Annotated in this window: 17 protein-coding genes; 12 read left to right on the top strand and 5 right to left on the bottom strand. The window is 61.6% G+C overall.

Translation table 11 applies throughout. The annotated features are described in order from the left end of the window. The first annotated feature begins 342 nt into the window (after positions 1-342). The gene (locus ABIE52_RS12490; RefSeq protein ID WP_064073940.1) at positions 343-1,200 is read left to right on the top strand and encodes a glycosyltransferase family 2 protein; all 858 of its coding nucleotides are present in this window, start codon (positions 343-345) and stop codon (positions 1,198-1,200) included. A 121-nt stretch (positions 1,201-1,321) separates the two neighbouring features. Here the strand turns inward: ABIE52_RS12490 and ABIE52_RS12485 are convergent, their stop codons facing one another. The 5 genes from ABIE52_RS12485 to ABIE52_RS12465 all read right to left on the bottom strand — a co-directional run bounded on the left by ABIE52_RS12485 (position 1,322) and on the right by ABIE52_RS12465 (position 6,381). Continuing rightward, positions 1,322-2,299, bottom strand: a complete 978-nt coding sequence (locus tag ABIE52_RS12485) for a diiron oxygenase (protein WP_065352166.1) — start codon at positions 2,297-2,299, stop codon at positions 1,322-1,324. A 6-nt stretch (positions 2,300-2,305) separates the two neighbouring features. Further along, on the bottom strand, positions 2,306-3,205 hold the full coding sequence (locus ABIE52_RS12480) for a prephenate dehydrogenase dimerization domain-containing protein (protein WP_065352167.1): 900 nt from the start codon (positions 3,203-3,205) through the stop codon (positions 2,306-2,308). An 8-nt stretch (positions 3,206-3,213) separates the two neighbouring features. Beyond that, the gene (gene pabB / locus ABIE52_RS12475) at positions 3,214-5,298 is read right to left on the bottom strand and encodes an aminodeoxychorismate synthase component I (RefSeq protein ID WP_065352168.1); all 2,085 of its coding nucleotides are present in this window, start codon (positions 5,296-5,298) and stop codon (positions 3,214-3,216) included. After that, the gene (locus tag ABIE52_RS12470) at positions 5,295-5,819 is read right to left on the bottom strand and encodes a chorismate mutase family protein (RefSeq protein ID WP_019747551.1); all 525 of its coding nucleotides are present in this window, start codon (positions 5,817-5,819) and stop codon (positions 5,295-5,297) included. Before ABIE52_RS12470 ends, pabB begins: the two co-directional genes overlap by 4 nt. A gap of 85 nt (positions 5,820-5,904) precedes the next feature. Then, positions 5,905-6,381, bottom strand: coding sequence for a hotdog fold domain-containing protein (locus ABIE52_RS12465; RefSeq protein WP_003940943.1), 477 nt, complete (start codon positions 6,379-6,381; stop codon positions 5,905-5,907). Between the two features lie 552 nt (positions 6,382-6,933). Here ABIE52_RS12465 and rpsJ point away from each other — a divergent pair. From rpsJ to rpsQ, 11 genes are read left to right on the top strand one after another with little or no spacing between them, the layout of a single operon-like run. Continuing rightward, a complete protein-coding gene (rpsJ, locus tag ABIE52_RS12460; protein ID WP_003938093.1) occupies positions 6,934-7,239 on the top strand; it encodes a 30S ribosomal protein S10 in 306 nt (101 codons plus the stop codon). A gap of 17 nt (positions 7,240-7,256) precedes the next feature. After that, positions 7,257-7,913: a 50S ribosomal protein L3 gene (gene rplC, locus ABIE52_RS12455; protein WP_003940826.1), complete on the top strand. Its 657-nt coding sequence runs from the start codon at positions 7,257-7,259 to the stop codon at positions 7,911-7,913. Continuing rightward, on the top strand, positions 7,910-8,584 hold the full coding sequence (rplD, locus tag ABIE52_RS12450; protein ID WP_003940723.1) for a 50S ribosomal protein L4: 675 nt from the start codon (positions 7,910-7,912) through the stop codon (positions 8,582-8,584). Before rplC ends, rplD begins: the two co-directional genes overlap by 4 nt. Continuing rightward, positions 8,581-8,886, top strand: coding sequence for a 50S ribosomal protein L23 (gene rplW, locus ABIE52_RS12445; protein WP_003940990.1), 306 nt, complete (start codon positions 8,581-8,583; stop codon positions 8,884-8,886). The genes rplD and rplW overlap by 4 nt, the downstream gene beginning before the upstream one ends. A 39-nt stretch (positions 8,887-8,925) precedes the next feature. Beyond that, on the top strand, positions 8,926-9,762 hold the full coding sequence (gene rplB, locus ABIE52_RS12440) for a 50S ribosomal protein L2 (protein ID WP_003940895.1): 837 nt from the start codon (positions 8,926-8,928) through the stop codon (positions 9,760-9,762). Positions 9,763-9,775: 13 nt separating this feature from the next. After that, on the top strand, positions 9,776-10,057 hold the full coding sequence (rpsS, locus tag ABIE52_RS12435) for a 30S ribosomal protein S19 (RefSeq protein ID WP_003940820.1): 282 nt from the start codon (positions 9,776-9,778) through the stop codon (positions 10,055-10,057). After that, positions 10,054-10,458: a 50S ribosomal protein L22 gene (gene rplV, locus ABIE52_RS12430; protein WP_003940717.1), complete on the top strand. Its 405-nt coding sequence runs from the start codon at positions 10,054-10,056 to the stop codon at positions 10,456-10,458. The genes rpsS and rplV overlap by 4 nt, the downstream gene beginning before the upstream one ends. Then, entirely contained in the window at positions 10,458-11,264 is an 807-nt protein-coding gene (gene rpsC / locus ABIE52_RS12425) for a 30S ribosomal protein S3 (RefSeq protein ID WP_003941003.1), read from the top strand. The genes rplV and rpsC overlap by 1 nt, the downstream gene beginning before the upstream one ends. 3 nt (positions 11,265-11,267) lie before the next feature. Beyond that, complete coding sequence (gene rplP / locus ABIE52_RS12420) at positions 11,268-11,684, top strand: 50S ribosomal protein L16 (RefSeq protein WP_003940899.1); 417 nt, start codon at positions 11,268-11,270, stop codon at positions 11,682-11,684. Further along, a complete protein-coding gene (rpmC, locus tag ABIE52_RS12415) occupies positions 11,684-11,920 on the top strand; it encodes a 50S ribosomal protein L29 (RefSeq protein WP_003940734.1) in 237 nt (78 codons plus the stop codon). Before rplP ends, rpmC begins: the two co-directional genes overlap by 1 nt. Further along, the gene (gene rpsQ / locus ABIE52_RS12410) at positions 11,917-12,198 is read left to right on the top strand and encodes a 30S ribosomal protein S17 (RefSeq protein WP_003941020.1); all 282 of its coding nucleotides are present in this window, start codon (positions 11,917-11,919) and stop codon (positions 12,196-12,198) included. The genes rpmC and rpsQ overlap by 4 nt, the downstream gene beginning before the upstream one ends. The last annotated feature ends 263 nt before the right edge of the window (positions 12,199-12,461 follow it).

Below are 12,461 nucleotides of genomic sequence, written 5' to 3'. Positions count from 1 at the left end.
TCTGTCTTCTATCCGTGATCTCCGCTCAGATGTTACCGGAGGGTCAAACCGACACTCGGGCAATCGGACGCGTGAGAGGGAGTATGTGGCTCCTGCCAGCAACTCTCACCTTCGATTTCACCTTGTGGCAAGAATCACAAATATTCTTTGTAACGTAAAGATCTCTTCTAATTGAACGAATGACCAAATAGATTTTCAGCGCATCTGCGCAGGTGGGTATTCGGTTGCGCGGACCGGAGGTCTTTGATTTGACCGGTGACGAAAGTCCCCCGATTCCTTCCGGTTGGTCCCCTGGGCCCGCTGCTCGATGTCTTGTGGAGAGATTCGCGATACCGTTGGGAAATGGCGAACGCGACGTTGTCGGTGGTTGTTCCGGCTTTTAATGAATCTGAATACATCGAAACGTGCATCGAAGCGCTCATTGCTCAAGGTGAATATGTCGACGAAATCATCATCGTTGACAATAATTCCTCGGACAACACTTCCGAGTTGATCGAGAAGTATCAAAGTAGTTGTCCCAAGGTTCGGCTTCTCAAAGAATCCCGCCCCGGGGTGGTGCATGCGAGAAACAAAGGGTTTGACGCGGCGAGTGGAGAAATTATCGGACGTATCGACGCGGATACGATCGTGGGGGAAGACTGGGCCGTTGCGGTTCACGAATTCTTCGAGCGTCGCGACGATTTCTCGGGCGTAACTGGCCTGACTTACCTTTATGAATCTCCGATCGCCGGCCTTCAGCGCCGATGGACGAATTGGCGACTCGGTCGCGGGGCTCAGGGGGCGGTTCGGCCCGTTGTTGCAGTTCCAGGCAGTAACATGGCGATGCGTCGGTCGGCTTGGTTGGCCGTTAGGGGTGCGGTCAGCGATCGAACCGACATTCATGAGGATATCGATCTATCCCTCTGCATGGCGCATGTTCGTTGCGCAGTGGGGCAGATCTCGAGCATGGCCGCAAAGGTTTCGGGTAGACGTGGAGTTAGTTCGCCGCGAGTGTATGCACGATATAATCGAGCATCGAAGAAAACCCTCGAGCATCATGGTGTATCGAATTGGAAGTTAACATTCTTGATTGCAGCAGACAGTATTCTGCATGCAATCTTGTGGCCTCTTTATCGAATTTATGACAAGGATTCCGGACAACTCTCGTCTCGGGTCTTGGGTCGGAGGCAGCGGGCGCGGGATCTTCCCGTCTTTTCTTGATAAATCCGTCCGGTATTGATTCGAGAACGCTCGTGTCTAGCTGAAAAATCGGGAGTGCCCGATAATTGCGGACTATTGCTGGTTCTCGTTCGTTGCGAACTATTTCTTTTATTGCACGGGATTAACTGGCAGAATATTTATCTGCAGCGATTGTTACTTCTGGTGTAACTTGTAGCTTTTGGAGCAGGGACGTTATTCCACTGTAGTCCTGCACGAACAGTTCGTTGTGCGGTTCCAATGCGACATCGTCGAGCATCTTCCGTCCTCCAGGTATGGCTTCAATTTCCATGATTGCTCGCCACGCGCCGAAGTCGGTCCCGCTGAACGCACGCATTGCGTCCTCGAAACCTTCGAGTAGATAGCTGCGATCTCCACCACCCAGGGAATCCCAGACCAGGACGGCCAATTCCCCGGCAATCGAGGCATGGCAGTACTCGTCGCGAGCGTGCAGCCGGATTGTCGCGCGGTTGATCGACTGCACGCCCGGATCGTCCGAGATCAGGTCGAGGTATGCGGTGATCGACACCTCGGCGACGGTCATGAACGCCAACTGTGTCAGCGCGATCTTGCGCGGATCACCGGCTGCGTCGAGGGCTTGCGCCCGCGTGCGGACCGTCAGGACGTCGGGCAATGCCTTGGCCGGCAGCCCCCAGCCCCTGCCTCGACGGGTCGCTGAACTGGCATTGAAGTGCATGAGCGTGTGATATTGCTCGTCGACCATCGCCTGATTGACCGCCACTGCAGCCCAATCTCCGAGACCGACGTTAAGTCGGTCTTCGGCGAGAACGTCGAAGCCGGGATTGACGACGTACTTCTCGATGTCCATGACGTTCTTGTTGAACGCGATCCATGCCCAGGCTTGCAGGCGTTGCTTCTGCTCGGGGCTCAATGCCAGGTAGGTCGGATGCTCCGCGAACGGGAGAAGTGCTTCGGGGTAGTCGGACAGCGACGAATCGAAGAGATCGTCCAGTTCCGGTTCCGCCTTCTTCACGGTTGCCCGGCGCGCCCAATTGCTCGCAAGGCGGCGGACGATTGCACTCTCGACCGGATCGGAGGCGTCGTACTCCGGGAGGCTGGGCGGACTCACTCCAGGTCTCATCGTGCCCTACTCTCTGTGCCCTTCGGCGATCTCTCTGTGCCCTTCGGCAATGCGATCGAACAAGCTCTGGCACTCCGCGTTCAATTCGCCTGAGCGATTGTCGAGCGCTGCGTCGGCGGTTTTCATCAGCGTCGTGAAGTCGCCGAGGGTTTCGGCCGCCCTGTCCACCTGTGCGGTGGCATCGAACAGTGCTTTTCGTGTCGCACCTGCATACGGATTGCCCGCTTGCACGTCCCAGTACACCTCCGGCTCGCCGCCGGCTACACGCGCCAGGAGCGCGAGCAAGGTCCGATGCGGGGGAGGGGCGACCGCGAGGAGTTCGTCCGCGGAAACTCGGAGTTCAGCCAGGGCAACGCCGAAAGCCAGCACCGACGCGTGTGTCAGAACCTGGGTGGCCGCAGCCAACCGGTCGTGACGATCGGCGTCCATCACCGCGACCGACGCGCCCCACGAGCGCACGATGTCGAGGAATCTGTCGGACTGCGGACCGCCGACGTACGGCACTGCGATGACGGCCCGACCGCGTGGCCCGAGCGACGGACGGAACATGGGGTTGAGTCCGAGGAACTCCCCTTCTCGGCCGGCGTCGGCGATTGCTGCGTCCATCCGCGATTTGACCGACAGCGTGTCCACAACGAGAGCGCCGGATGTCCGAAGGCTCGGTAGTGCGGCTAGAGCGACCCGTTCGGGAACCGCGAGCACGATGATGCGCGAGGACTCCACGTGCGCGAGGACTTGCTCACTGGGTTTCGTGATGTCTCCGACGACTACATCTCCGTCGGGATCGCTGCCTGCTGGGTCGACGACGGTGACGGTCGACCCCCCGGCGCGAAGCAGTTCGACGAACATGGATCCGACGGCACCCAGCCCGCCGACAACCGTCGCTGTGCCTGATGCCGCCGTCATGGCTGGATCTACCCGCCGTACTCGAGGACCCGCGAGGACACCGCATCGAGCGCACGGAGCAGCGTGGACGCCTTGACCGTGGTCTCGTCGAATTCTTCTTCCGGATCGGACAACGCTGTGATGGCACCGCCGATTCCGAAGGTCACGCCGCTCTCGGTGCAGACCAGCGACCGGATCACGATCGAGAGGTCCGCGGCGCCACCGAGCGCGAAGTACCCGATCGATCCCGAGTAGACCCCACGTGGGCCGGATTCGAGACGGTCGATGATCTCCATCGTCCGTACCTTCGGGGCGCCGGTCATCGATCCACCGGGGAACGCGGCACGCACACAGTCCACCGCCGACGACCCCGGACTCAGGTGTCCGCGCACCGTCGACACCATTTGGTGAACGGACGAGTACGACTCGATCGCGAACAGCCTCGGAACGTGGACACTTCCCGGAACGCAGACCTTGGTGAGGTCGTTGCGGGTGAGGTCCACGATCATCAGGTTCTCGGCGCGGTCCTTCTCGCTGTCGAGCAGGTCCTGCCGTAGGGCAGCATCACGCGCTCGGGTGACGCCGCGCGGGCGGGTCCCTTTGATCGGCTTGGACTCGACGTTGCCGTCCGAGTCGACACGAAGGAACCGCTCAGGCGAGGCCGAGACCACCGAGATACCGGTGAAGTCGAGAAGTGCGCTGTACGGCGTCGGATTGATCGAGCGCAGATACTCGAACGCCTGCTGTGCATCGATCGTCTCGTCGACGCTCGCCATGTTGGTCAGACACACCTCGTAGGACTCACCCGCCCGGATCTCCGAGAGGGCCGTTCCGATCAACGACAGGTACTGATCGCGATCATGCCGAAGGCGAGCCTGCGTCCAGACGGTGTCGCTGATCAGCGGAACCGGGGTGCGTTCCGGAAGGTCCGCGCCGATCCGCGCCAAAGTGTCGACGGTCGATTCGAGCCAATCGTCATAGCCGGCGTCGCGGACTTTCTCGCGCAACCTCAAAACGTGAGTGCGGCCCGCGGTGTGATCGATGACGACGGCGCGGTCGGCAAACACCAGAGCAGCATCAGGAGTGGGTGCCGGATGGACTGCCCTTCCTCCGGTCTGTGCTTTCAGTTCGTAGCCGAGGTAGCCCACGTAGCCGAGGTTGAAGTCGAGTTCCGGATGGGAGGGCACGAAGCGCGTCGCGAGTTGTGCGTCCAAGTAATCGAAGAACGGAACTCGAATGTGCTCGTCGGACAAGCCTTTTCGGCTGACAGTCAGTACCTCGGCTTGCACGTCGTACGTGATGAACTCAGCCAGCGGCCCCGACGAATCGCCGAGAATCGAAAAGCGCGCACTCGGCTCTGCGGTTGCCGCGCGGTCCAGCCAGAACGCGTTCGGGCCGTCGGCGAACAGTGCTGCATAGGCCGCCGACGGGTCCACTGCAAAATCGAGAATCACGTCGTCGACGTCGTAGTTGATCGCCGGCCGCAGGTCGGGTGTTTGCGGAACAGGTTCGGGTCGGATCACCGAATCCAGAGTGCGTCCGACGGACAGATCGCGGAAGTTCGCGAGCAAATCTATGCCGAACTCGGTGCTGATGGACTCCGGATGGAACTGAACTCCCCACATCGGCTTGGTCCGGTGCCGGACACCCATGAGCAGACCGTCGGACGTCCACGCGGTACGAACGAAGGCGTTCGGCAGATTCTCGACGGTCAACGAGTGGTAGCGAACAGCTCGGAACGGCGACGGAAGTCCGGCAAAAATGCCCGAGCCGTCGTGATCGATCAGCGAAATTCGGCCGTGCATCGGTACGGGCGCAACCACCACGTCCGCGCCGAACAACTCGCACAGGCCCTGGTGGCCGAGACAGACACCGAGAAGTGGGAGAGGCGCTTCTTCGATGAAACGGCGGCTGATTCCGAAATCACGGTCGCGATCCGGCCGGCCGGGACCTGGGGAGATGACCACGTTGTCGTACGACGCGAGATCGAGGGAATCCCAATCCGCGTCGTTGCGGACCACGATCGGCACAACCCCGTTGACCTCGGTCAACAGGGTGAACAGGTTGTAGGTGAACGAGTCGTAATTGTCCACCAGAAGGGTGCGGGAACTCATGTCGATGATCCTGATCTCGGTCCGACGGATTCCCGAACAGTGTCCTCCTCCTCAACAGGTGCGTTGATCACCAGGTCTTCGAGTCGACAGGTCTCGGCAATCATCAGCTCGTACAGGGCGTTGAAGAAGTCGGGGGAGAGGTCGTGTCTACGGGCGAATTCACGCGCCCGCTCCTGCACGAGGCGGACACGGCCGGGTTGCATCATCGGAACCTCGCGGGAGCGCTTCCACTCGCCGATGCGCAGGCAGAGTTCCAGCCGCTGCCGCACCGTCTCGAGAAGTAGAGCGTCGATGGCGTCGAGGTCGCGCCGGAAGCTGTCCAATCCCTCGGCCTCGTCCGGATACGACGAGGTCTGCGTGCCTGCTTCGGAACTCGTTGTGGTCAAGAACTCTTCCACGAGGCCTCCCGGTGCTCGGCGTGACGCGAGGTCGACAATGTGGTGCCCGGAACGCAACCCACCTCCGGACACCGGCACCCCGACCGACCATCGCCGTTCGGGGAGGTGTTCCACGATCGTCATTCGCCGAAACCTGCGGTGGTGCCTAATTCTGCGAAACCTGTTTGGCGGGCGAATCAGGTTGCGATGCAGGCGGGTTCGTGAGTGCCTACTTGGGGGAGACCCAGGTGGTGATTTCGGCGTGGACTACTTCCTTGCCGCCCCGGTCGAAGATCGAGATGGGAACGAGAAGTTCCGTGCCACTCTCGATCGCCGCGAAGTCCGGCAAAGTCTCGAGTCGGGCGACCGCCCGCAGGCCGGTCTCGGCCTTGGCGAGGTAGTCGACCTTCATCGACTTGGGGATCCAGCGGTGCGAGTTCGGAACCGTCGCTTCGCTCAGCATGCCCATCGCGACCTCCGCGAGGTTGCAGGCAGCGATCGCGTGAAAAGTGCCGAGATGGTTGTGGACGCCCCACCATTTGGGGGAGCGGACCTCGCAGAGCCCTGGTTCCAACTTGGTCACCCGGGGGAGAACAGAGGCGAAATAGGGCACGCGAATGGACATCGCCGCCGAGAAAACTGCATGTCCGAGGGCGTTGTCCGGCAATTTCTGCCATCCGCGATAGGTAGGGCTGGAGGTAGTCATAGGCGTATCTTACTTCTGAGTAAGGTTGTTGTCGCGCAGCTCACTCGGAAAAGGCAGTTCGGGGGAGTTGAGGATTTGGGCCAGGTACGGCATACTGGTCGGGTTGCCTTGTCCGGGACGCGGTCGATTGCGGCCGTGATCGGGTAAGGGTAAGACGTCACAGACGATCGATGGCAGATCCCGTCAGGGTAATCGGGTCAACGACTGTGACCATGCAAGACGAGAAGTAATGCAGGACGGAAGCAGTACCTACTTTGTGTTCGACATCGAACACGTCCGGTACGCATCACGCGCCAGATAATCGAAAGATTGTCCGGCGCAGGATGAGTGAGAAGGCGACACGCCCGACCGCGTGTACCGGAGAACAATGACAAACGAACAGCGGCAGCAGATCCTGATCTCGATCCGAATCTCGGTACTCCCGAGAACTTGGACTTGGTCCCGATCGCTTCAGTGTTCGTCGTGTCATCGTCCAGGCAAGGACTGTGCAGACGAGGTAGCTCGAGCCTGACCAGGCGGGCTACGAAACGCGGCAAGAAAAGGACACTAAGCGTGGCGGGACAAAAGATCCGCATCAGGCTCAAGGCCTACGACCACGAGGCGATCGACGCGTCAGCGCGCAAGATCGTCGAGACGGTAACCCGTACGGGTGCCCGCGTCGTTGGACCTGTGCCGTTGCCGACCGAGAAGAACGTATATTGCGTCATCCGCTCGCCGCACAAGTACAAGGACTCGCGCGAGCACTTCGAGATGCGTACTCACAAGCGGCTGATCGACATTCTCGACCCGACGCCGAAGACGGTTGACGCGCTCATGCGCATCGACCTTCCGGCCAGTGTCGACGTGAACATTCAGTGACGGCGGAGACAAAAACAATGACTGATACCAAGATCAAGGGAATCCTGGGCACCAAGCTCGGCATGACCCAGGTCTTCGACGAGAACAACCGGGTTGTCCCGGTCACCGTCGTGAAGGCTGGGCCGAACGTCGTAACCCAGATCCGTACCGAAGAGCGTGACGGCTACAGCGCCGTTCAGCTCGCGTTCGGCGCCATCGACCCGCGCAAGGTGAACAAGCCGACTTCCGGCCAGTTCACCAAGGCTGGTGTGACCCCGCGTCGCCACGTAGTGGAGCTCCGCGTTGCGGACACCTCCGACTACGAGGTCGGCCAGGAGCTCACCGCCGAGGTCTTCGAGGACGGCGCATACGTCGACGTCACCGGAACCAGCAAGGGCAAGGGCTTCGCCGGAACCATGAAGCGTCACGGCTTCAAGGGACAGGGCGCGTCGCACGGTACCCAGGCTGTTCACCGCCGCCCGGGCTCCATCGGTGGCTGTGCAACTCCCGGCCGCGTGTTCAAGGGCATGCGCATGTCCGGACGCATGGGTAGCGACCGCATCACGACGCAGAACCTCTCGGTCCACAAGGTGGATGCAGAGAACGGCCTGCTGCTGATCAAGGGTGCGATCCCCGGCCGCAAGGGCGGCCTCGTGATCGTCAAGAGTGCAGTGAAGGGTGGTGCACGGGCATGACCAGCACCGAGACCAAGTTGACCCTGGACGTCAAGGTCGCCGGCGGCAAGACCAACGGCACCGTCGATCTCCCCGCTGAGATCTTCGACGCTCCGGCCAACATCGCGCTTCTCCATCAGGTTGTCGTCGCGCAGCTCGCAGCTGCTCGTCAGGGAACCCACTCCACCAAGACCCGCGGCGACGTCCGCGGCGGTGGCAAGAAGCCGTACCGCCAGAAGGGCACCGGCCGCGCACGCCAGGGCTCGACTCGCGCACCGCAGTTCGTCGGCGGCGGAACCGTTCACGGCCCGCAGCCGCGTGACTACAGCCAGCGCACCCCCAAGAAGATGAAGGCAGCCGCTCTTCGCGGAGCCCTCTCTGACCGCGCACGCAACGAGCGCATCCACGTCATCACCGAACTGGTTGCAGGGCAGACGCCTTCGACCAAGGGCGCAATCGCGTTCCTCGGCGAGATTTCGGATCGCAAGAAGCTGCTGCTCGTCGTGGGTCGCCAGGATGTAGCCGCTTGGAAGAGCGTGCAGAACCTGGAAGGCGTGCATCCCATTGCACCCGACCAGCTCAACACCTACGACGTGCTCAATGCAGACGATGTCGTGTTCAGCGTCGAGGCACTCAACGCGTTCATCCACGGGCCCGCAGAGAGCGCTCAGAACAAGGAGGACGCCAAGTGAGCACCATCGCTGACCCCCGCGACATCCTGCTCGCTCCGGTCATCTCCGAGAAGTCCTACGGACTGATCGAGGAAGGCACCTACACCTTCCTGGTGCACCCGGACTCGAACAAGACGCAGATCAAGATTGCCGTCGAGAAGGTCTTCGGCGTCAAGGTGACCAGCGTCAACACCGCCAACCGTCAGGGCAAGCGTAAGCGGACCCGATTCGGTTACGGCAAGCGCAAGGACACCAAGCGCGCGCTCGTGACCCTGTCCGCTGACAGCAAGCCCATCGAGATCTTCGGAGGACCGGTCGCGTAAGCGCCGGGACTTGACGAGACATAGAGGACGAGAAGACTCATGGCAATCCGTAAGTACAAGCCGACAACACCGGGCCGTCGTGGCTCGAGCGTCTCGGACTTCGCCGAGATCACTCGGTCGACCCCCGAGAAGTCGCTGGTTCGCCCGCTGCACGGTCGCGGTGGACGTAACGCACACGGTCGTATCACCACCCGTCACAAGGGTGGCGGACACAAGCGTGCATACCGACTGATCGATTTCCGTCGCAACGACAAGGACGGCATCCCGGCAAAGGTCGCTCACATCGAGTACGACCCCAACCGCACAGCAAACATCGCACTCCTGCATTACGCAGACGGTGAGAAGCGCTACATCATCGCCCCCAAGGGCCTGGTGCAGGGTTCACCGGTCGAGTCCGGTGCAGGCGCCGACATCAAGCCGGGCAACAACCTGCCGCTGCGCAACATCCCGACTGGTACCACCATCCACGGTGTGGAACTGCGTCCCGGCGGCGGAGCCAAGATGGCTCGTTCCGCAGGCGCCAGCATCCAGCTCCTCGGTAAGGAAGGCAGCTACGCCACGCTGCGTATGCCTTCCGGTGAAATCCGTCGCGTCGACGTGCGCTGCCGCGCATCCGTCGGCGAGGTCGGCAACGCCGAGCAGTCGAACATCAACTGGGGCAAGGCCGGCCGTATGCGTTGGAAGGGCAAGCGCCCGACCGTTCGTGGTGTCGTGATGAACCCGGTCGACCACCCGCACGGTGGCGGCGAGGGCAAGACCTCAGGTGGACGCCACCCGGTCAGCCCGTGGGGTAAGCCTGAAGGCCGTACCCGCAAGAACAAGGCAAGCGACAAGATGATCGTCCGTCGCCGCCGCACCGGCAAGAACAAGCGCTAGGAGGGAGTGAAGGATGCCACGCAGCCTTAAGAAGGGCCCGTTCGTCGATGACCACCTCCTCGCGAAGGTGGATGTACAGAACGAAAAGGGAACCAAGCAGGTCATCAAGACCTGGTCCCGTCGTTCGACAATCATCCCGGACTTCATCGGCCACACGTTTGCAGTTCACGACGGCCGCAAGCACGTCCCCGTGTTCGTTTCCGACTCCATGGTCGGACACAAGCTCGGAGAGTTTGCACCGACCCGCACGTTCAAGGGTCACATCAAGGATGATCGGAAGGCGAAGAGGCGATGAGCAACACCGAAACCGCCAACCCGACTGCCAAGGCTGTAGCGAAGCACGTTCGCGTTACGCCGATGAAGGCACGTCGAGTTGTGGACCTGGTCCGCGGGCGCTCGGTTGAAGACGCCCTGAACATCCTGAAGTTCGCGCCGCAGGCAGCGAGCGAGCCGGTCGCCAAGGTGATCGCCTCCGCAGCAGCCAACGCCGAGAACAACCTCGACCTCGACCCCAGCACGCTTGTCGTTGCTACGGCGTTCGTGGACGAGGGCGCGACCCTCAAGCGGTTCCAGCCGCGTGCACAGGGACGTGCGTTCCGTATTCGCAAGCGCACCAGTCACATCACCGTGATCGTGGAGAGCCTGCCGAAGACCGGAACATCGACCCGTAATCGCCGGAAGGGAAGTGCTCAGTAGTGGGCCAGAAAATCAACCCGCACGGCTTCCGTCTCGGCATCACCACCGACTGGAAGTCTCGCTGGTACGCAGACAAGCAGTACGCGGAGTACGTCAAGGAAGACGTCGCGATCCGTAAGCTCCTCGCCACCGGCATGGAGCGCGCAGGAATCGCGAAGGTCGAAATCGAGCGCACCCGTGACCGTGTTCGCGTGGACATCCACACTGCACGTCCGGGCATCGTCATCGGCCGCCGCGGCGCCGAAGCCGATCGCATCCGCTCCGAGCTCGAGAAGCTGACCGGCAAGCAGGTTCAGCTGAACATCCTCGAGGTCAAGAACGCAGAAGCTGAAGCACAGCTCGTCGCACAGGGTGTGGCCGAGCAGCTCTCGAACCGCGTTGCCTTCCGTCGTGCAATGCGCAAGGCCATCCAGTCGGCCATGCGTCAGCCCAACGTCAAGGGAATCCGCGTTCAGTGCTCCGGTCGTCTCGGCGGCGCCGAGATGTCCCGGTCGGAGTTCTACCGCGAAGGCCGTGTGCCGCTGCACACGCTTCGTGCGGACATCGACTACGGCCTCTACGAGGCCAAGACCACCTTCGGTCGCATCGGCGTCAAGGTCTGGATCTACAAGGGCGACATCGTCGGTGGCAAGCGTGAGCTCGCCGCCAACACGGCCGCACCGGCCGGGGATCGCCCGCGTCGTGAGCGTCCGAGCCGTCCGCGTCGTTCCGGTGCCACCGGTACCACTGCGACCAGCACCGAGGCCGGCCGCGCAGCGACCGCAACCGCCGATGCTCCCGCAACTGAACAGAATCAGGAGGGCTGACGCATGTTGATCCCACGGCGGGTCAAGCACCGCAAGCAGCACCACCCGAGCCGTTCGGGTGCCGCCAAGGGCGGTACCCAGGTGACCTTCGGTGACTACGGCATCCAGGCTCTCGAGCCTGCCTACATCACCAACCGGCAGATCGAGTCCGCTCGTATCGCCATGACTCGGCACATCAAGCGTGGCGGCAAGATCTGGATCAACATCTTCCCGGATCGCCCCCTCACGAAGAAGCCGGCCGAAACCCGAATGGGTTCCGGTAAGGGTTCGCCCGAGTGGTGGATTGCCAACGTCAAGCCCGGACGCGTTCTGTTCGAGATGACATACCCCAACGAGGAGATTGCTCGTGAGGCCCTGCGCCGCGCGATGCACAAGCTCCCGTGCAAGTGCCGGATCGTGACCAGAGAGGAGCAGTTCTGATGGCTACTGGAACCCCAGCAGCAGAGCTCCGCGAGCTCAGTGAAGACGAGCTGGTCACCCGGCTCCGTGAGTCGAAGGAAGAGCTTTTCAACCTTCGTTTCCAGATGGCTACCGGCCAGATGGACAACAACCGACGACTGCGCACCGTTCGTCACGAGATCGCGCGCATCTACACCGTCCTGCGTGAGCGTGAGCTCGGACTCGCTGTGGGTCCGGATGCAGGTGACGCGGCATGAGTGAGGAAAAAGCAGTGAGCACAGAAGAGCGCGCGAGCCGTAAGGTCCGTGTCGGATACGTCGTGTCCGACAAGATGGAAAAGACGATCGTGGTCGAGCTCGAAGACCGCGTCAAGCACAAGCTCTACGGCAAGATCATCCGCCGTACGACCAAGGTGAAGGCGCACGACGAGAACGGCGTTGCCGGCGTCGGCGACCGCGTTCAGCTGATGGAAACCCGTCCGCTGTCCGCGACGAAGCACTGGCGTCTGGTCGAGGTCCTCGAAAAGGCCAAGTAAGCCTGATCGAATCCTCGAGCTGATCGAGTATCACCGAATGGCCCGCTTCCCCTTGGGGGAGTGGGCCATTCGGCTTTCCGGGGGCTTTCGGGGCTTTCCGGGCGAAGGGTTCGAGTTGCGTCGAGTACGGCTGATTTGGTATTCGGTGAACCCTTCCCTACAATAGAACGGTTGCCTGTGGCAGAGGTGTGTCTTCACGTGCGCAGCTCGAACGGTGCTTGCAGTGATCGTCTCCCGACGTCAGTCGGTGGGACTGCAGCTCA

Origin of the sequence: Rhodococcus sp. OAS809, from assembly GCF_040546695.1 — a bacterium.
In the GTDB taxonomy this organism is placed as follows: domain Bacteria; phylum Actinomycetota; class Actinomycetes; order Mycobacteriales; family Mycobacteriaceae; genus Rhodococcus_F; species Rhodococcus_F qingshengii.
The sequence above is the reverse complement of the archived record's forward strand: the minus strand, read 5'-3'. Positions and strand labels throughout refer to the sequence as shown.

Bases quoted from the DNA above. Each gene is read 5' to 3' on its own strand.
- rplC (WP_003940826.1), top strand. From the start codon at position 7,257: ATGACTGATACCAAGATCAAGGGAATCCTGGGCACCAAGCTCGGCATG.
- rpsQ (WP_003941020.1), top strand. From the start codon at position 11,917: ATGAGTGAGGAAAAAGCAGTGAGCACAGAAGAGCGCGCGAGCCGTAAG.
- rplV (WP_003940717.1), top strand. From the start codon at position 10,054: ATGAGCAACACCGAAACCGCCAACCCGACTGCCAAGGCTGTAGCGAAG.
- ABIE52_RS12470 (WP_019747551.1), bottom strand. From the start codon at position 5,819: ATGACGATCGTGGAACACCTCCCCGAACGGCGATGGTCGGTCGGGGTG.
- rpsS (WP_003940820.1), top strand. From the start codon at position 9,776: ATGCCACGCAGCCTTAAGAAGGGCCCGTTCGTCGATGACCACCTCCTC.
- rplD (WP_003940723.1), top strand. From the start codon at position 7,910: ATGACCAGCACCGAGACCAAGTTGACCCTGGACGTCAAGGTCGCCGGC.
- ABIE52_RS12480 (WP_065352167.1), bottom strand. From the start codon at position 3,205: ATGACGGCGGCATCAGGCACAGCGACGGTTGTCGGCGGGCTGGGTGCC.
- rplB (WP_003940895.1), top strand. From the start codon at position 8,926: ATGGCAATCCGTAAGTACAAGCCGACAACACCGGGCCGTCGTGGCTCG.
- pabB (WP_065352168.1), bottom strand. From the start codon at position 5,298: ATGAGTTCCCGCACCCTTCTGGTGGACAATTACGACTCGTTCACCTAC.
- ABIE52_RS12490 (WP_064073940.1), top strand. From the start codon at position 343: ATGGCGAACGCGACGTTGTCGGTGGTTGTTCCGGCTTTTAATGAATCT.
- ABIE52_RS12465 (WP_003940943.1), bottom strand. From the start codon at position 6,381: ATGACTACCTCCAGCCCTACCTATCGCGGATGGCAGAAATTGCCGGAC.
- rpmC (WP_003940734.1), top strand. From the start codon at position 11,684: ATGGCTACTGGAACCCCAGCAGCAGAGCTCCGCGAGCTCAGTGAAGAC.
- rplP (WP_003940899.1), top strand. From the start codon at position 11,268: ATGTTGATCCCACGGCGGGTCAAGCACCGCAAGCAGCACCACCCGAGC.
- ABIE52_RS12485 (WP_065352166.1), bottom strand. From the start codon at position 2,299: ATGAGACCTGGAGTGAGTCCGCCCAGCCTCCCGGAGTACGACGCCTCC.